The 17736-nt window shown below is 62.3% G+C and carries 12 protein-coding genes and 2 pseudogenes; 4 read left to right on the top strand and 10 right to left on the bottom strand.

Annotated features, from left to right (window positions below; all coding sequences use genetic code 11):
• Positions 1–2: 2 nt before the first annotated feature.
• The 7 genes and pseudogenes from prsR to BF95_RS01805 all read right to left on the bottom strand — a co-directional run bounded on the left by prsR (position 3) and on the right by BF95_RS01805 (position 7049).
• A pseudogene (prsR, locus tag BF95_RS01775) lies at positions 3–1365 on the bottom strand (PEP-CTERM-box response regulator transcription factor).
• Complete coding sequence (gene prsK / locus BF95_RS01780; RefSeq protein WP_152542527.1) at positions 1365–3431, bottom strand: XrtA/PEP-CTERM system histidine kinase PrsK; 2067 nt, start codon at positions 3429–3431, stop codon at positions 1365–1367. The pseudogene prsR and the gene prsK overlap by 1 nt, the downstream one beginning before the upstream one ends.
• A 10-nt stretch (positions 3432–3441) precedes the next feature.
• Positions 3442–4830, bottom strand: coding sequence for a TIGR03013 family XrtA/PEP-CTERM system glycosyltransferase (locus BF95_RS01785; RefSeq protein WP_043149068.1), 1389 nt, complete (start codon positions 4828–4830; stop codon positions 3442–3444).
• A gap of 268 nt (positions 4831–5098) precedes the next feature.
• Positions 5099–5236, bottom strand: a complete 138-nt coding sequence (locus tag BF95_RS28650; RefSeq protein ID WP_235209520.1) for a hypothetical protein — start codon at positions 5234–5236, stop codon at positions 5099–5101.
• A 54-nt stretch (positions 5237–5290) separates the two neighbouring features.
• The gene (locus tag BF95_RS01795; protein ID WP_235209521.1) at positions 5291–5986 is read right to left on the bottom strand and encodes a sigma-70 family RNA polymerase sigma factor; all 696 of its coding nucleotides are present in this window, start codon (positions 5984–5986) and stop codon (positions 5291–5293) included.
• Between the two features lie 60 nt (positions 5987–6046).
• Positions 6047–6178 carry a hypothetical protein gene (locus tag BF95_RS30255; RefSeq protein ID WP_043148926.1) on the bottom strand — a complete coding sequence of 44 codons (132 nt, stop codon included), beginning with the start codon at positions 6176–6178 and terminating at the stop codon, positions 6047–6049.
• A 79-nt stretch (positions 6179–6257) separates the two neighbouring features.
• On the bottom strand, positions 6258–7049 hold the full coding sequence (locus BF95_RS01805) for a response regulator (protein WP_043148928.1): 792 nt from the start codon (positions 7047–7049) through the stop codon (positions 6258–6260).
• A 67-nt stretch (positions 7050–7116) separates the two neighbouring features.
• On the opposite strand from BF95_RS01805, the gene BF95_RS28655 reads away from it, so the two are divergent.
• Together BF95_RS28655 and BF95_RS01815 are read left to right on the top strand one after the other, a co-directional pair.
• Positions 7117–7563 carry a NepR family anti-sigma factor gene (locus BF95_RS28655; protein WP_152542522.1) on the top strand — a complete coding sequence of 149 codons (447 nt, stop codon included), beginning with the start codon at positions 7117–7119 and terminating at the stop codon, positions 7561–7563.
• 88 nt (positions 7564–7651) lie between these two features.
• Positions 7652–9162, top strand: a pseudogene (locus BF95_RS01815) (sensor histidine kinase).
• Positions 9163–9165: 3 nt separating this feature from the next.
• Here BF95_RS01815 and tgt read toward each other — a convergent pair.
• Positions 9166–10296 (bottom strand): tRNA guanosine(34) transglycosylase Tgt, encoded by a 1131-nt coding sequence (tgt, locus tag BF95_RS01820; RefSeq protein ID WP_043148930.1) that lies wholly within the window; start codon positions 10294–10296, stop codon positions 9166–9168.
• Positions 10297–10788: 492 nt separating this feature from the next.
• On the opposite strand from tgt, the gene BF95_RS01830 reads away from it, so the two are divergent.
• Entirely contained in the window at positions 10789–11688 is a 900-nt protein-coding gene (locus BF95_RS01830) for a crotonase/enoyl-CoA hydratase family protein (RefSeq protein ID WP_443018317.1), read from the top strand.
• Between the two features lie 11 nt (positions 11689–11699).
• Here the strand turns inward: BF95_RS01830 and BF95_RS01835 are convergent, their stop codons facing one another.
• Positions 11700–13682 (bottom strand): putative bifunctional diguanylate cyclase/phosphodiesterase, encoded by a 1983-nt coding sequence (locus BF95_RS01835; RefSeq protein WP_443018320.1) that lies wholly within the window; start codon positions 13680–13682, stop codon positions 11700–11702.
• A gap of 84 nt (positions 13683–13766) precedes the next feature.
• On the opposite strand from BF95_RS01835, the gene BF95_RS01840 reads away from it, so the two are divergent.
• Positions 13767–17126 carry a PAS-domain containing protein gene (locus BF95_RS01840; protein ID WP_235209522.1) on the top strand — a complete coding sequence of 1120 codons (3360 nt, stop codon included), beginning with the start codon at positions 13767–13769 and terminating at the stop codon, positions 17124–17126.
• Here BF95_RS01840 and BF95_RS01845 read toward each other — a convergent pair.
• On the bottom strand, positions 17112–17735 hold the full coding sequence (locus BF95_RS01845) for a LuxR C-terminal-related transcriptional regulator (protein ID WP_043148936.1): 624 nt from the start codon (positions 17733–17735) through the stop codon (positions 17112–17114). The two genes, BF95_RS01840 and BF95_RS01845, sit on opposite strands and share 15 nt — an antisense overlap.
• Position 17736: the final 1 nt, after the last annotated feature.

The following is a 17736-nucleotide window of genomic DNA, read 5'->3' on the forward strand; positions in this document are numbered from 1 at the left end:
GGTTATCCCTGCATCTGATAGTGTTTGAGAAGATCATATAAGGTGGGACGGCTGATCCCCAATATCTTGGCCGCGCCCGAAATATTGCCGTCCGTGCGCGCAATGGCGCGGCGGATCGCGCGGCGATCGGCCATTTCGCGCACTGCTTTTAAGTTCACCAATTCGCCGCCCTCGGCCCGTTCCTCGTCCAGGTCGAGATCGGCGCAGTCACCAGCTTGCCGTCGGCCATGATGACGGCGCGTTTCATGCGGTTTTCCAGTTCGCGCACATTGCCGGGCCAGGGCCAGGCGTCGAGCGCGGCGAGGGCATCGGGGGCGAGGCCCTTGACCGCCGGATTCATCTCGGCCGCAAAGCGGGTCAGGAAATGGCGGGCAAGCAGCGCCGGGTCGCCAGCGCGCTCCTTAAGCGCGGGGATGCGGATGACGATTTCGGCGAGGCGATAATAAAGATCCTCGCGGAAGCTGCCCGCACCGATCATGGCGTCCAGATCCTGGTGGGTGGCGCACACGATGCGCGTATCGACGGCGATGGGCGTGCGCCCGCCGATGCGTTCGATCACCCGCTCCTGCAGGAAGCGCAGCAGCTTCACTTGGAGCGCGAGCGAAATGTCGCCGACTTCGTCGAGGAACAGCGTGCCGCCCTGCGCCTGCTCGATTTTACCCGGCGTCGTCTTGATGGCCCCTGTAAACGCGCCCTTTTCATGGCCGAACAATTCGGATTCGAGCAGGGCTTCGGGGATGGCGGCGCAGTTGATCGGGACGAACGCGCCCTGGCGGCGTGGGCTGGCATCGTGGAGCCCCTGGGCGAGCAATTCCTTGCCGGTGCCGCTCGCGCCCAGCAACAGCACCGACACTTGCGCGCTGGCCACACGCTCGATCATGCGGGCGACCTTCATCATTTCGGGCGCGCCGGTCAGCACACGGCCGAGCACACGGCCATCGGCAGGCGCGGTTTCGGCGAGGCGCGCATTTTCCTGTTCCAGCGCGTGAACATGGAAAGCGCGGCGGACGATGAGGCCGAGTTCATCGATATCGACGGGCTTTTGGTAGAAATCGTAGGCGCCGCCCGAAATCGCATCAAGCGCGCTTTCGCGCGCGCCATGGCCGGACGCGACGATGACTTTCGTGTCCGGCTTGATCCGCAAGATGTCGGCGAGTGTGGCGAAGCTTCGCTGGTGCCATCCGGGTCTGGCGGCAACCCCAGATCGAGCGTCACGACGTCGGGCGCATGGGCGCGCAGCAGTTCGACCGCCTCCTCCCGGTCGCCCGCGATGAAGAGTTGATAATCCTCATAGGCCCAGCGCAATTGCCGCTGAAGGCCCGGATCATCCTCTACGATCAGCAATTTGGGGCGGGTATCGCTCATCAGGCGGCCTTTTCCTGTGTGTGGGGTGCCAGCGGCAGACGCAGGGTGAAGCGGCTGCCAACGCCGGGGCGACTGTCGACGTCGATCCGCCCGCCCATCGCCTGCGCCAGGGCGCGGGCCTCGAACGCGCCGATCCCGAAACCGCCCGCCTTGCTGGACGAGAAGGGCTTGAACAGTTCGCGGCGGACATATTCGGCGCTCATGCCCCGGCCCTGGTCGACGATCTCAACCAGCACATCGGTAGCGTCGGCGGACAGGCGCAGTTCCACCGGCGCGTCGGGCGCGCTGGCGTCGATGGCATTTTGCAGCAAATGGGTGACGATCAGTTCGACACGCGCCGGGTCAGCGAGCGCCAAGGGTGCGTCGCCGTTGACCAGGATCGGATGCTGGCGCGCACGGATGTGCGCCACATGGTCGAGCAGAGTGCGCAAGGCGAGCGGGCGCGGTTCTTCTGCGCGGCCCTTATGGTGTTGCGACAGGCGCGCGAGCAAGTCATTCATCTTGCCGACCGATTCCTGCAGCGTCAGGATCATGTCCGCGCGAAATTCCGGGTTGTCGGCATGGCGCTCCGCGTTGCGCGCCAGCAAGGATAGCTGGCTGACCAGATTTTTGATGTCATGAATGATGAAGGCGAAGCGGCGGTTAAACTCGTCGAAGCGGGCGGCATCGTTGAGCGCCTGCTGCCCCTGCGCCTCGCTGATATAGGTGGCAACTTGCCGTCCGGCGGCGCGCAGCATGTCGAAATCCTCCCAGTCGAGCCGCCGGTCTATGGGCGGACGAGCAAGAAGGATCGCGCCGGTCAGACGGTTGAAATGGATAAGTGGCACCAGCGCCCAGAGGCGCGCATCCTGCGTCATCCAGTCGGGCAGCGGCAGAGTGGCGTCGGCGGCGCGGCGTTTGCCAAGGTCGATGATCCAGCCGCTTTGTTCGAGACGGGCGACGATAGTGGGCGACAGGGACGCATCTTCGGGCAGGTCGCCATTCCAGCTCCAGCCGGTTTCGAGCATCAGCCCGCCCTGATCATCACGCAACAGCAAAAGGGCGGCAGGAGAATCGGTGATGTCGGCAATCGCCTTGGCGACGCGCTCGCCCAGCGGCGCGGGGTTTTCGCCGGGACGGCCGATCGTTTCCCCAAAACGCATCCATTCGGTACGATAGTCGTAGCGATGCTGGAAGAAATGCTTGGCGACCTGCACCTTCCACAGGGCGCGCAATCGGGGCGATGGCAGCAAGACCAGCGCGGTGACAGCAGCGAAGAATACCGCAGCAATCTCCACCATGCGGGCATAGGGTCCGGCGATCAGTTCGATCAATACGGCGGCGGCGGTGAGCACGATGACGTAGAGCGCGACTGCGAAAATGGAGAGGGACTGAAAGGTCAACGTTCGCGACAGGGTGAGCCGTTCCGTCATCCCCTTGCGCAGGCCGATGGCGATCACCGGCGCGAGAAGGGCCATCAGCAAACCGCGCAGCGCATAGAGTTCGCTCGCCCGGTCAGGCACAAGATAGCCGATCGCGTAGAGATTGAGGTCATATGTCCACATCGCCGCCAGCGCGCCGAACAGGAGAACGACACCGCCCCGCTCCCGCAATGGCCATGCGGCATAAAGATGGTGGAGCAGGAGCAGGCTGCCGATCGCCGTCATCATGCGCAGGATCAGCGATACGGTGACCAAGGCCTCGTGCAATTCACTGTCCTGGGGCAGTTGATGCCAGACAAGGTCGGTAATAGTCTGAAGCAGAAGCAGTCCGGCAACAGCAGCATAGACGGCAACGACGGCCCCGAGGGCACCGCCCCTTCCCACCGGACCACGCCGCAGCATGACGAACATCGTCGTCAACCAAGCCGCATTGCGCATATTTTCGGCCACGCCCGAAAGCGGTTTGGCGACGCCACCGAACGACACATAGAGCGCCCAGCAGGACGTCAGCAGCAGCGCCACCGCCAGCATGCCCATTTCCGCGGCTTCGGCGCGACGGCGAAAGAGGAAGATGCCGAGCGCGGCAAACAGCACGGCGGCCAACGCGTGGCCCCAGTCGCCGATAAATTGGAGCAATAGGCCCACCGTACCGCCCTTAACGAGCGCCATCAGGCCAGAGGATGACCCGCACCGTCTGGATCAGGATCAACAGGTCGAGGAAGGGCGTGTAATTCTTGGCATAATAAAGATCATATTCCAGCTTGTGGCGACTGTCATCGATCGACGCGCCATAGGGATAATTGATCTGCGCCCAGCCGGTAATGCCGGGCTTTACCATATGCCGTTCGGCATAATAACGCAGATGCTGTTCCAGATCTTCGACGAACTGGCGGCGTTCGGGGCGCGGGCCAACGAAGCTCATTTCGCCTTTCAGCACCGTCCAGGTCTGGGGCAGTTCGTCGATGCGTAATTTGCGCAGCCAATAGCCAAGGCGCGTGATGCGCGGATCATCCTTTTCCGCCCAAACCGCTTGACCCGCCACTTCCGCATCTTGCCGCATGGTGCGGAGTTTGACGATCCAGAATTCCTGGCCGAAGAGGCCGACCCGTTGCTGACGATAGAAGGCCGGGCCTTTGCTATCGAGCTTCACCAACAACGCAGCAAGCAGGATGATCGGGCCGGTCAGCAGCAACAGCAGGGAGCTGGCGATGATGTCGAACAGGCGCTTGGCGATGCTGGAAAGGCGACGTCCCGCCGAAAAGCCATCCGAAAAGATGAGCCAGCTGGGATTGACGCTGTCGAGATCGACCCGGCCGGTCTCGCGCTCCAAAAAGGTCGAGAGATCGTTGACATGGACGCCGGTGGTCTTGATGCGCAACAGGTCGGACATGGGGATGGCGTTGCGCCGTTCCTCCAGTGCCAGCACCACTTCGCTGGCATTCAGACGGACGACGAAATCGGACAGGTTATAGATGGCGCTGCGGTTGATGGCTTCCTGCACCACCTGCGGCCCGTCATTCATCGCGATATAGCCGACGACGAGATAGCCCGCGCCCCGCTTCTTTTCCAGTTCGCGGATACGGTCGGCCCGGTTGCCAGCACCCAGCACGACCAGCCGCCGCTTAAACGCCTCGCCACCCAACATCGAGCCAAGCAGGATGCGCGTAACAACCAGCATCGCCATGGCGAGGCCCATGGCGTAGAGCGAATTGGAGCGCCACAACGTCATGCCGGGCATGAGGAAATAGAGCACCGAGAGGAAGATGACGCCCAGCGAGACCGCCACCAAGAGTCGGGCGAAAGCGAAGCGGATCGATTGAAGCGCCTCCGTCCCATAGACACCGACCGCGATCATGGCGGTCTGAACGGCGAAGGCGAAGCTGAGCAGCGGTCCCATGCGCGTGATCACATGGTCGATCTCCATGCCGATTTGGTGCGCCCGTAAAATCCAGCCGCCTTCGGCTGCGCACAGCAGCACGACGAAATCGAGCAGCCCCAGCAGCAAAACGGCATGCGGCACATAATGTTTGAACAGCCTGATCATCGTCGCGTTTTTTTCCACTGCCGCCATTGGCGAAGCTGACAATGTCGGACGACGCCTTACAACGAACCGTAAGGAAATCCGACAGTGACGATACCCTGCCGGAAAATCACGAAGATTTTCTGAATCTGGCGTAAAGTAGAACGCGCAGCTTTATTATCAGCGCAATCTGTCAGCGGCATTTCGCGCCGCTTCCTCCATGACGCGCGCGGCGTCATCGACGGATTTCGCGGCACCGGTCACGGCATCGGCCTGCCTGCTGCCACGGCGATCATTGGTCAGATAAAAAAAAGCCGATCGCAAGAACAAGCGCGATCGCGATCAAACCGAATATGACGCTATTGGCATGCGGATGACGCATTGGATCTTGCGCCAACCGCTTCGCCTGTTTGTCGGGATCCCTACCCACGTGTGAAGTCCTCCTAAAGACAATCAACGGGTAGCGGAATGCTATCGTTCCCGATCAGCTATCAGCAGCAGGCCCACCGCGTCCGCGGCTGAGGCGATCCACATCGTCCATGATCTCATCGAGCACGGCGGTGTCGGTCGTTTCCTGGCTGCGCCGTGACGGCAGGTCACCACTCTCCATGAGCAATTCCAGCGCGGCGCGGCCGCGGGCAACCCGGCTTTTGATCGTGCCGACGGCGACACCGCAGATTTCCGCAGCCTCCTCGTAGGCAAAACCGCCTGCGCCGACCAGAATCAACGCTTCGCGCTGGGGTTGCGGCAATTGCAGCAGCGCCCGTTGCATATCGCTCAATTCGACATGCTTGTCCTGACTGGCGGGTGCCGCGAGGATGCGGTCTGCGGTCAGATCATCCCATTCGCCACGAAAGCGCGATCGGCGCATTTGCGACAGATAATGGTTGCGCAGGATGATGAAGGTCCAGGCCCGCATGTTGGTGCCAGCCTGAAAGCGCGCACGCGCCGCCCAAGCCTTAAGCAGAGTTTCCTGAACGAGATCGTCCGCCACGTCCCGGTTACCCGATAAGGAACGACCGAAGGCGCGCAGATGCGGGATAACCGCAGCCAGTTCACGCTTAAAGTCCGAATCCGACAGCGCGGCGCGCTCTTCGATCGGCTCCGCATTTTCATCCACGGAGACAACCCCTGTATTGGCTGCCGCCCTCGCTGAAGGAACCGACGTCGTCAAAGCCATAAATGCGCCTATATGGTGAATAGATTTTTATCAAAGACCCGCAGGCCACAAGCCCTGTGGTCAGAGAACCAGAACGACCAGCATGCCGATAACCACTAAAACAAGCGATATGCCAAGGACATACCGCACGACATGATCCTTTGAACCGCCGCGCGCTTCTTCGGATGTAATATGTTCTTCCTGATTTGTCATGATCTCTCCCCGATCGTTACGCATTACTAACGCAACGACCGGCGGGGAGTTCCGACAAGACGCTATATAAGCGTAACGATCATGCTGGCGCGGTCGCCTGGTCGAAGAAGAGCGCCTGCGAAATGGCGGCCTTCACGGTCGAACGCTGGAACGGCTTGGTGATCAGGAACGTCGGTTCGGGCCGCTCCCCGGTCAACAGGCGTTCGGGGAAGGCCGTGATGAAGATGACCGGTACGGCAAATTCAGCAAGGATATCCTTCACGGCGTCAATGCCGCTGCTGTCATCGGCCAGTTGGATGTCGGCCAACACAAGCCCTGGACGATCCGCCAGCGCCTCGCGCACCGCGTCTTCAGCGGTCACGGCGATTGCGGTCACATCATGACCAAGGTCGCGAACAATCGTTTCGATGTCCATCGCAATGATCGGCTCATCCTCGATGATCAGCACCTTGGCCCGGGTCTGCGCCTCGATTTCACTCAGCGCCTCTTCGACCAGGCCTTCCACATCAGCGCTGTCGAGGTCGATGAGATAGGCGACATCCTCAACGGTAAAGCCCTCCAACGCGGTCAACAGCAAAGCCTGGCGCGGCAAAGGCGTCAGGCGCGCCAGGCGTGCCTGCGCAATCGCTTCCCGGTCGCCGTCGGCAGTCAGTGGCACATCTTCGAGATGGGCCGACGACCAGATGGCATGAAACGTCCGATACAGACCAAGGCGCGGATCGACGTCAGATGGAAATTCTTCCGGTGCAGCGACGATCGCTTCGAGCGAGGCGCGAACATAAGCGTCGCCATGCGTTTGGCTACCCGTGAGCGCGCGGGCGTAGCGACGCAGGAATGGAAGATGGGGGTGTAGTTGCTGTCCAAGCGACATCGTCAATTCGTCTCCCTGCCCATATGCGGGCCTGTTGTATCCGACACGGGGAAGGATGAAGCACAGGATGGAATGTCCAAGCCGTGATGACAACCCCCTACCCTTCGACGTCCCCCGAAACCGGCAGCGTCAAAAAAACGCTCGCTGGGCCGGAACCAACGAAGGGCAGATTTGTTTCGCAGTGACATGGTTTTTTCGGCAAGAGTACGATCATCGTGACTTTAATGCGGAACGACGAATTGACGCGCCGCATGATTCCCGCGAATACGGACAGGCTGGCGTGACAGAGATTGCTTCAGAGGGGCAGATTTTGGTTTCTTCTACCACGGATAATCGTTCGGCCGCAGCAGACCGGGAGAAAGGCGCGAAGACCGCCTCTGCCCCGCGCAAGGGCCGGGCTGCTAACCCTATGGATGAAGGTCATGTGTCGCAGGTCTTACGCAATGTCTATCAGCGCGCGGTTGACGAAGATATTCCCGCCGAAATGCTGGACCTGTTAAGCAAGCTGGACTGAGCAGCGCATGTTCCGGGGCAGCCTTCCTCCGGCAGCCCGGTCGCTGACGGAGCCGATTTTTCGACTTTTCAAATCCACTGGCGTCAAGATGTTTCTGATCTTGACGCTGGCCCTATTGCCGCTGGGACTGATCGCCCTAGTCGCGTCGCTGCAGGCCATCCGCACAGCAGACCTGGAAAAGGAAGCGTTGCTGCGGATCGCAGTTACGCAAAGCGCGCGCAAATTGACCGCCGACTTGCAATCGGATCGGACGGCGCTGCAGTTAACGGTCGACAATCTCGCGTCCAACAGAGCCGATCGCACTATCTGTGTGCGCCTGTCACTGTTTCTGGCATCCAACGATGCGAGGGTGGTCGCTATTATATCTATGATCGGGCCGGTCGCCGCCTTTGCCAATCCGCCGATGCCGAACCGGCGCCGATGGCTTTGGCGAACCGCTTCAACGGGCCACCATTGGAATTGCTGGCCAACGCCCCCTATCTCGTCAGCCGAATTCGCAGCACCGATGACCGCGTCGCGGCGCTGATCTATTATTCGCGCAAGCATCTCGAAAGCGTAGCCGATCCTGCCACCGCCTTGCAGAACCGCAAATTGACCTTGCGTCAGGCGGATCGGCAACTCGCCATCAGCCATGTCCGCAAGGATCCACCCGGCGGCAAACGCAGCAGCCTTTCGGCGCGCGTCGACCCCTATGACCTTGATCTGACGATGACGGTGCGCGAACCGCCTGCCACGCTGGCCCGGCTGCTATCGCTATTCCTGCCACTGGTCATGTGGTTTGCGGCGGCGGCGATCGGCTGGTTCGTGGTTAATCGGCTACTGATCCGTCCTCTGGTGATATTGCAGCGCGCGGTTGCGGCCTATCATCCCGGTGAAGTGCTGGAACCGCTGCAGCGGATGCGGACGCCGGCGCAGGAGATCGTCGCGCTCGGCGAAACATTCCGTGAAATCAGCGAGGATGTGGCAACGCATGAGGCCGAGATGGCTGAGGGACTGGAAACGCAGCGCAAGCTGACCCGCGAAGTCCATCATCGGGTCAAAAACAACCTGCAGATTATCGCCAGCCTGATCAATCTCCACGCCCGATCGGCCCATGAACCCGAAGCTGTCGAAGCCTATGCCTCCATCCAACGGCGGGTCGATGCGCTGTCGGTTGTGCATCGCAATCATTTTGCCGAGTTGGAGGAAAATCGCGGTGTCGGGATCCGTCCTTTGATCAGCGAATTGTCGGCCAGCTTGAGGGGTACTGCCCCCTTTGCTGCGCGACGATTCGGCATCCAGATCGACAGCGACAACCTGCATATCAGCCAGGATGTAGCGGTGCCGATCGCTTTCCTGCTGACCGAACTGGTTGAACTGGCCATGATGCTGGATCCGCAAGGCGCGATGCGGATTTCCGCGCAGACCCTGCCAGGACAGGACAACCGGGCGCTGCTTAGCGTCGTGTCGTCGGGCTTGCGCACGTCCGAGGCGATGACATCTCATCTGGCCGAGCGTTATGGTCGGGTGTTGACCGGGCTGTCGCGCCAGTTGCGTTCCGCGTTGGACCATGACGGCGGTGCGGGCAGCTACGCCATCGCGATCACCGTCATTCCCTAGCGATCAGGCGTGCTGATAGTCGCGGCGGAAGTCGGCGGCGAAGGACGCAAACCGCCCGTCAGCAATGGCCTCACGGATGCCCTGCATGAGCGCCTGGTAGAAATGGATATTGTGCTGGGTCATCAACATGGCCCCCAGCATTTCGCCTGACTTCACCAGATGGTGGAGATAGGCACGGTTCCAGGTCGCGCAGACCGGGCAGGTGCAACGCGGATCGAGCGGCTCCTGATCCTCGGCAAAACGGGCGTTGCGGATGTTGAGCGGCCCGGCCCAGGTAAAGGCCTGGCCATTGCGGCCCGACCGCGTGGGCAGCACGCAATCGAACATGTCGATACCACGCTCGACCGCGCCGACGATATCGTCGGGCTTGCCCACCCCCATCAGATAGCGCGGTTTGTCAGCCGGCAGCATGTCGGGCGCGAAGTCGAGCGTGGCGAACATCGCCTGCTGCCCCTCTCCCACCGCGAGGCCACCCACGGCATAGCCGTCGAAACCGATGTCGATCAGTTGCTGGGCCGATTCCCGCCTTAGTCCTTCGTCCAGTGATCCCTGCTGGATGCCGAACAGCGCGGCACGCTCGGCATGGTCGCCACCGGCATCGAACCCCTCGCGCGAGCGTTTGGCCCAGCGCATCGAGCGCTCCATGGATTTGGTCGCCTCGTCATGCGTGCAGCCATTTTTCGTACATTCGTCGAAGGCCATGACGATATCGCTGTCGAGCAGGCGCTGAATCTCCATCGACCGTTCGGGAGTCAGCATATGCTTGGAACCGTCGATATGGCTGGAGAAGGCGACGCCCTGCTCGCTCATCTTGGTCAGCGCGGACAGGCTCATGACCTGATAACCGCCACTGTCGGTCAGGATCGGTCGGTCCCAGCCCATGAAGCCATGCAACCCGCCAAGACGCGCCATCCGTTCAGCGCCTGGGCGCAGCATGAGATGATAGGTGTTACCAAGGATGATATCGGCGCCGGCCGCGCGCACTTCGGCTGGTCGCATGGCCTTGACGGTGGCAGCGGTGCCAACGGGCATGAAGGCAGGTGTTCGGATGTCGCCGCGACGCATCGCGATCGTGCCGGTGCGGGCCTTGCCGTCGGTCGCGGCGATGGAAAAGGAAAATCTGGGCTGAGTCACCTGCGCCCTCTAGGAGCGAATGCGTGAGCGTTCAACCCGCCTTGCGGACGCCATCGAACAGCGCCAGCGCATCGATATTAAACCCTTCGACTCGGCGATAAGGACCGATGAAACGCAGGCAGTCGGTCGAGAGACGCAACGGCCAGTGCGCGCCTGATTGATCGTGTAATGCCAGCGTGGCAATTTGGGGGGCGGGGCGCTCTCGATGCATGGCATGAGAATAACGGGCAAAGGTTAACGATGTGCTCTTGGTAAATCTTTACAATTTCAAGACATAAGCATTTGTTGCATTAACGCAACTATCCGCCGCCGCAGCCCCATTTTCGGACAACCCGACTGCAACAGTTGCGGATAAAAATGGTTAACGGCGCATTGTGGGCATTACGCGGATTGCATCCCTTTCACCGCCCTGTTTTGTTTCACGCGCAATAAAAAATCGGGGCGCACATGATTGATTCAGGACAGTTTAATTCCACGGGCGAAACACGTCCGATGGCAGCGGATATCGACGCGCGCGCATTAGCCGCAGAAAGTGCGACGCAGCAGGCGCTGGTGGCCGATATCGAACGCTCGACATTGTTCGACCTCGGTCAGATCGATGTGCGCTGGGATCCCGAGCTTTCAACCCTATGGGCGTTCATGACGCCGCTCGAACGGCCCAATTCCAACCTCTCCCTCATTCGCGATACGATGGCATGGCAGCAAGAGAGCCGCCGCGTGTTCGAAGACAAGGGCGGCATGCTCAAATTCATGGTGTTGGGGTCTCGCTTTCCGGGCGTGTTCAACCTGGGCGGCGACCTGGAGATGTTCGCTGAATGCATCCAGCGCCGCGACCGGGACACGCTGCTGCGCTATGGCATCGCCTGCTGCGAGATCGTTGATCGCATCTGGCATTGCAACGATATGAACATCCTCAATATCGGGCTGGCGCAGGGCGACGCGCTGGGCGGCGGACTGGAGGCGCTGATGTGCTTTGACGTCATCATCGCCGAACGGCAGGCGCGCTTTGGCCTACCCGAAGTCCTGTTCGGGCTATTCCCCGGCATGGGTGCCTATTCCATCCTGTCACGGCGGGTCGGCCCCGTGCTGGCGCGCCAAATGATTACCGACGGGCGCGTTTATAGCGCCGAGGAAATGTTCGAGATGGGCATCGTCACCCAGGTCGTCGAACAAGGGGAAGGCGAAGCGGCGACAGCGGCGTGGATCAAGGATCATCAGGCCCATCATGCCGGCTATGTCGGCATCAACCGGGCCGGTCGGCGGGTTAATCCGATGACGTTGGACGAGCTGACGGACATCGTCACCACCTGGACCGACACGGCGCTGGCCCTGTCGGATCGCGACTTGCGGATGATGCGGCGGTTGGCGGCAGCGCAGACCCGGTTGCGCTGATAGCGCGCGTTTCAGGCGAGGCGGCGGCGGTGGATGACAGGATCGGGTCGTTCTTCGCCATGAAGGGGACCGGCCTCGATCAGTTCGATGATCCGCTCATTGGGGACTGGGCGGCTGAACAAATAGCCCTGGACGTTGGTAAAGCCAGCCTCGCGCGCATGGGCGAGTTGATCGTGCGTTTCGATCCCCTCGGCGATCGTGTCCATCGACAGATCGCGCGCGAGATTGCCGATCGCGCGGACGACCGCGCGATCTTCGGGGTTGGCGCTTATCCCCGCCATGAAGCTCTGGTCGATTTTGAGCGTGTCGAAGCGATAGGAGCGCAGATAGGATAGCGAGGAATAGCCCGTGCCAAAATCGTCGAGCGCCAGCCGCAGGCCGATGCGTTGCAGTTCGCGCAGGATCGTGCTGGTCTGGCCGCTATCGTCGAGAAAGATGGATTCGGTAACTTCCAGTTCGAGCCGACGCGCGGGCAAGCCGGTTTCCAGCAGCGCGGCGATGACATTGCCGGGCAGTTCGTGCGACTTGAGTGAGGCTGGCGAGATGTTGATCGCCACCCGGACCTCGCCGGGCCATCCGGCTGCTGCGATGCAGGCCTCACGCAACACCCAGCCGGTCAAGGCTTCGATCAGGCCCATGCTTTCGGCGATGGGGATGAATTCGGACGGAGGAATCGCACCCAAAACAGGGTGGTTCCAACGGATGAGCGCTTCGCAGGCTTCGATATCCCCGCCATCAAGGGCGATGATCGGCTGGAACAGCAGCTTGAGTTCGTCCCCTTCGAGCGCGCGGCGCAGGCCGGTCTCGATCTCGTGGATGCGGTTGAAGCGTTCTTTCAGCGACCAGTTGAAGCTGGATGCCCGGTTGCGCCCGGCCCCTTTCGCTTCGTAGAGCGCGAGGTCGGCATGCTGCATCAGTTCGTCCATGTCGCGGCCGTCCTGGGGTGCGACAGCATAGCCGATCGAGGCGGTCATCTGAAGATGATGATCGCCAAGATCGAAACCATGCGAAAAATAGGCTATGATTTCCTGCGCGATCGTCGCCGCCGTGACCCGGTCCGTATCTGGACAGATGATGACGAATTCATCGCCGCCGAAGCGAGCAATGCGCCCCCGCCCCTGCACCACGTCGTTCAACCGTTCAGCCACGGCGCGCAGCAATCGGTCGCCGACCATATGGCCGAGCGAATCGTTGATCTCCTTGAACCGATCGACATCCATCCACAGGATCGCGACGGCGTCGGCGCGCTTTTCGCTGGTTTCGAAAATCTCACGCAGCCGCATTTGCATGGCCATGCGGTTTTCCAGGCCGGTCAGATTATCGTAGCGCGCGAGCCGTTCGAACTTTTCGGCGAGCAGCGACTTATCACGCCGACCGATCAGCGCTTGCACCACGATGCGATGCGTGGTCGCGCTGATTTCAGCCAGACCTAATATCATCGCCACCATCGCGACGGCCAGCACCCGATAACCAATTGATCCTTCCAGCCACAGACCCAGTGCCGTCGGCAGCAGCGCAAGGCAAACCTGACCGATGGCGATCTGAACCCGACCGGCGTTGCGGCCGGAAATTCCCCCGGCATAACCAGTGGCCATCGATACGCTGAGCATATGGATGATGGAATTGGTCGATCCCGTCAGTGTGACGAGGCCCATGAGGCCCAACAGCCCGGAATAGGCCCACGCTCCCAATTCATAGGCCAGTTCCCAATTGCGCGACGCGACCGCCGTGCCGCGCAGCAACTGGCGATGAAAGAAGATGGCGGAAAAGACGCGCAGCGCCGCAACGACACACAGAGCGGCCACGACAGCATGGATGGCAAGGCCATTCGACATGCTGCTGATGACGAGGCCGACGGCCGTGCCGGTCGCTGCGCCGATCGTCAGAGACGCTGGCGACGCATAAAGCGTTTCGACCAGGCTCCGCCGTACATCGGCATCCTGTTCCGGTGATTGCGCCCTGCGCTTTTTCAGCAATGTCCTCAAAGCGCCCAATTGGCCGGTCTCCGGTTCCTGCACCCTCTTGGCAGTTTCCCTTTATTTTTTCGTTAACTGCATGAAGCCAGCAAACTGGCGCGTTTGCGCGCGCACGCCTATGCCAGTCGATCTGATCGACGCGGAACGGGGAGCATCGCCATATCTGCCCAACTGTTCATCGCCCTCGCCTATGTCGCGCTGCTGTTTGGCGGGACGGCGCTGGCGCATGCCCACCGCCATCGGCTGCGTCAGTCGCGCTGGCGGATTCACGCCTATACGCTGGCGCTGGGCGTCTATTGCACCAGTTGGACCTATTTTGGCGCGGTCGGGACAGCGGCAACCGGGGGATGGAGCTTTCTGCCCATCTATTTGGGGCCGATCCTGCTGATGATCGCAGGCGGGCCGTTCCTGCGCCGGTTGAATGCCGAAGTGCAGGAAGATGGCGCGACGTCGATTTCCGATTTCATCGGGTCGCGTTTCGGCAAGAGCCGCACGATTGCGGCGCTGGTAACCCTCATTCTGGTGTTCGGCACCATCCCCTATATCGCGCTGCAACTGCGATCCGTGGCGCTGAGCTTCGCGCTGGTGTCGGGCGTCGCGCAGCCGACCGCGCCGCTCATCGGAGCGGCGGCGATATTGGCGCTGTTCGCCATCGCCTTTGGCGCGCGGCGCTATCAGGTGGCGGGGCAGAATGAAGCGATCCTGTTCGCCGTCGCGTTCGAATCGCTGTTCAAGCTGATCGCATTGCTGCTGGTCGCGGCGCTTGCCATCTGGTTGTTGTGGACCGCGCCGACCGATCGGATCGCAGCAGGCATGACAACCTTCCGCAGTGGCTTCGCGCCCGCGCGGCTGGACGTGAATTTCGCGGTCACGACCCTGTTGTCGGTGTTGACGATCATCTGCCTGCCCCGGCATTTCTTCATCAGCGTGACGGAGTCGCGGACACCCGACAATATTTTGACCGCGCGCTGGGGCTTCGTCATCTATTTGCTGGTGACCGTGCTGGCGGTGCTGCCCATCGCCGCGGCAGGCGTGGCCTTTTTGGGTCAGGGCGCGACGCCCGATCTGTTCGTGCTGAGCCTGCCGCAGGATTTCGGCTATCGTGGCCTGGGGCTGTTCGTCTTTTTGGGTGGACTGTCGGCGGCGCTGGCGATGGTGGTCACCGAAATCGTCGCCATTTCCAGCATGATCTCCAACGACCTGTTCGCGCCCGTGCTGCTGCGGCGATCGGCCGAAGACTCGCATATGGGCGAGCGATTGCTGTGGATTCGCCGCAGCGCCATCGTCGGGTTGATCGGTGCGGCGGTGCTTTATGCGATGGCGACACCGTCGACGACGCAACTGGCGTCGGTCGGGCTGATCGCTTTCGTCGCCATCGCCCAATGTGCGCCCGCCCTGATCTGCGCAGTCTATCGGCCGCATAATGACCCGTTGGCGGGCAAGGCGGGACTGGTGACCGGCTTTGCCCTATGGTTCGTCATCCTGTTCCTGCCCGCCATCGGTAGCCCGGCGATCACCCCGCCTACCTGGGGCGGCATCAGCGCGGTGACGGCGGGCACGCTGATCAGCCTGGGCGGCAATCTGCTCGCCTTCCTGCTGGTATCGGCGCGCAGCGTCGGCGCGGTGCGGCTGGTGCGGCAACGGGGGATTGCGCCGGTCACGACGATGGAGGCGCTGGGCGATCTCGTCACCCGCTTCGTCGGCGCGGAGGCGATGATCGAAGCGTTTGGCGCGACCGAGGGCAGCGACGTGCTGATCGACCGGGCCAGCGCGCGCGCGGCCGAGCGGTTGATCGGCAGCGTGGTCGGCGCATCATCGGCACGGGCGATCATGGCGTCGGCCATTTCCGGCCAGGGCATGGGCTTTGCGCAGATTGCACAGGTGCTCGACGCATCGGGACAATCGCTGCATTTCTCCCAAGGCTTGCTGGCGGCGACGCTGGAGAATATCGACGTCGGCGTCAGCGTGGTCGATCGCGACCTGCGGCTGGTGGCGTGGAACAGCCGCTATCTCGACCTGTTCGACTACCCACCCGGCTTGATCCGGGGCGGCGTGCCGGTGGCCGACCTGATCCGCTTCAACGCCGAACGCGGCGATTGCGGCCCGGGCGAAGTGGAGGATCATGTCGCCCGGCGACTGGCGCATATGCGCAGCCGCCGCCAACATGTGTTCGAGCGGCATCGCGCCGATGGTCGCTGGATCAAGACCGTGGGCGGCCCGATGCCCGATGGCGGCTATGTCATGTCTTTCACCGACATCACGGTCGAGGCGCAGGCGCGCGCGGCGACGGAGACCGCCAGGCGTGACCTGGAGCAAGCGGTCGCCGCCCGGACGGCGGAGTTGAGCGAGGTCAACGCAAAGCTCGCGGCGGCGATGGCGGACAAGACCCGCTTCCTGGCGGCGGCGAGCCATGATCTGCTGCAACCGCTGCATGCTGCGATGCTGTTTTCATCCGCCCTGCGGCGGCGGCTGGGAGAACCGGAGAAAGCCATGTTGTCGCGGCTCGATCGATCGATCGAGGGCGCGAACGACCTGCTGCGCGCGTTGCTCGACATATCGAAGCTGGATGCGGGCGGGGTGAAGCCGCAGCCGAGCCGCTTTGCGGTGCGGCCGATGCTGGTCGATCTGGCGGAAAGTTTTCAGCCCCTGGCGGCGGAAAAGGGGCTGGTGCTGCGGGTCGGTCCGGGGGATGGCTGGGTCGAGACGGATCGGAGCCTGTTGCGATCGATCGTCCAGAATTTCCTGTCCAACGCTGTCCGCTATACCGAAGAGGGCCGCATCGTCGTCGCGGCGCGGCGGCGGGGTGCGGCGGTTCGCATCGAGATATGGGATAGCGGGATCGGTATTGCGCCCGACAAGCTGGCGCTGATCTTCCGCGAATTCGAGCGGCTGGGTCAGGGGAGCGAGAGCGGCATCGGGTTGGGGTTGGCGATCGTGGAGCGATCGGCCGCTTTGATTGGCGGGACGGTGGCGGTACGATCCTGGCCCGGCAAGGGCAGCTGCTTTGCGATCAGCCTGCCATTGGCAGCGCCATCGCCGGTGATGGCGGCACCCGTGGCTGCGGCGGTCGTTGCACCGACAACTGCCTTGCGCCTGCTGGTCGTGGACGATGATCCGGCCAATCGCGCGGCGATGCAAGCGGCACTGGACAGCATGGGGCATGGGTGCGTCGTGGCGGCGGGGGAGACCGAAGCGTTGGCGGCCAGTGGGCCATTTGATGGCGCGCTGGTGGATTTCGCCCTGGGCACGGCGCGCGACGGCATCGACCTGATCGATGCGCTGCGTGACCGGTCGCCGACGCTGGCGGTTGCGCTGGTGACTGCCGAACGGGGCGAGGCAATGCTGGCGCGGCTGACGGAGCGGGATATTCCCCTGCTCGCCAAGCCTTTGGCAGCAGCGGTGCTGGAACAGTGGATTGCAGCGGTGGCGCGACGCGGCGCTGGCGGGTCAGCGGTTCCCTAACCCCAGCGCGCGAGCGGCAAGCGCCGCCTGGGTGCGGTTCTGGACGCCGAGTTTGGCGAGAACCGTGGTCATGTGGGACTTGATCGTGGATTCCGCGACGCCCAGTTCCCAGGCGATCTGCTTGTTGAGTTGCCCGTCGAGCACGCCGAGCAGGACGCGCAGCTGGGTGGGCGTGAGCGATGCGACCTTGCCGGCCATATCATCTACCTCGTCGGGCATCAGGGGCGTTACCGCTGGGGTTTCGCCCGCGAGAGCGGCGGCGATGGCGTCTTCGATGACGCTCAGATCCTGATCCTTGCCGATGAAGCCGACCGCGCCATAGCGGCGCGCTTCGGCGGCGGCGATCTGCGCATCGGCGCTGGAAATGACGAGGATGGGGACTGAGGGGCGTTCGGCGTGGAGCAGGGCCACGCCGGAAAAGCCAGCCGACCCCGGCATTTTGAGGTCGAGAAGGATGAGTAGCAGATCGCTGGCGGCGGTAGCGGTTTCCACCGCGCGGTCCAGCGTCGCCGCCTCCAATATGCGCGCGTCGGGCGCGACGTTGGAGGCCGCCATGACCAAAGCCTGACGGAAGAGCGGATGATCATCCGCCACCAAGATAGTGCCTATC

Origin of the sequence: Sphingobium sp. Ant17 (genome assembly GCF_000588875.1) — a bacterium.
Taxonomy (GTDB): domain Bacteria; phylum Pseudomonadota; class Alphaproteobacteria; order Sphingomonadales; family Sphingomonadaceae; genus Sphingobium.

What these genes read in the sequence shown, in the direction of transcription:
- BF95_RS01785 (WP_043149068.1), bottom strand. Translation starts at nt 4,830, where the DNA reads ATGATCAGGCTGTTCAAACATTATGTGCCGCATGCCGTTTTGCTGCTG.
- BF95_RS01795 (WP_235209521.1), bottom strand. Translation starts at nt 5,986, where the DNA reads ATGGCTTTGACGACGTCGGTTCCTTCAGCGAGGGCGGCAGCCAATACA.
- BF95_RS30255 (WP_043148926.1), bottom strand. Translation starts at nt 6,178, where the DNA reads ATGACAAATCAGGAAGAACATATTACATCCGAAGAAGCGCGCGGCGGT.
- BF95_RS01805 (WP_043148928.1), bottom strand. Translation starts at nt 7,049, where the DNA reads ATGTCGCTTGGACAGCAACTACACCCCCATCTTCCATTCCTGCGTCGC.
- BF95_RS28655 (WP_152542522.1), top strand. Translation starts at nt 7,117, where the DNA reads ATGGAATGTCCAAGCCGTGATGACAACCCCCTACCCTTCGACGTCCCC.
- BF95_RS01830 (WP_443018317.1), top strand. Translation starts at nt 10,789, where the DNA reads ATGGCAGCGGATATCGACGCGCGCGCATTAGCCGCAGAAAGTGCGACG.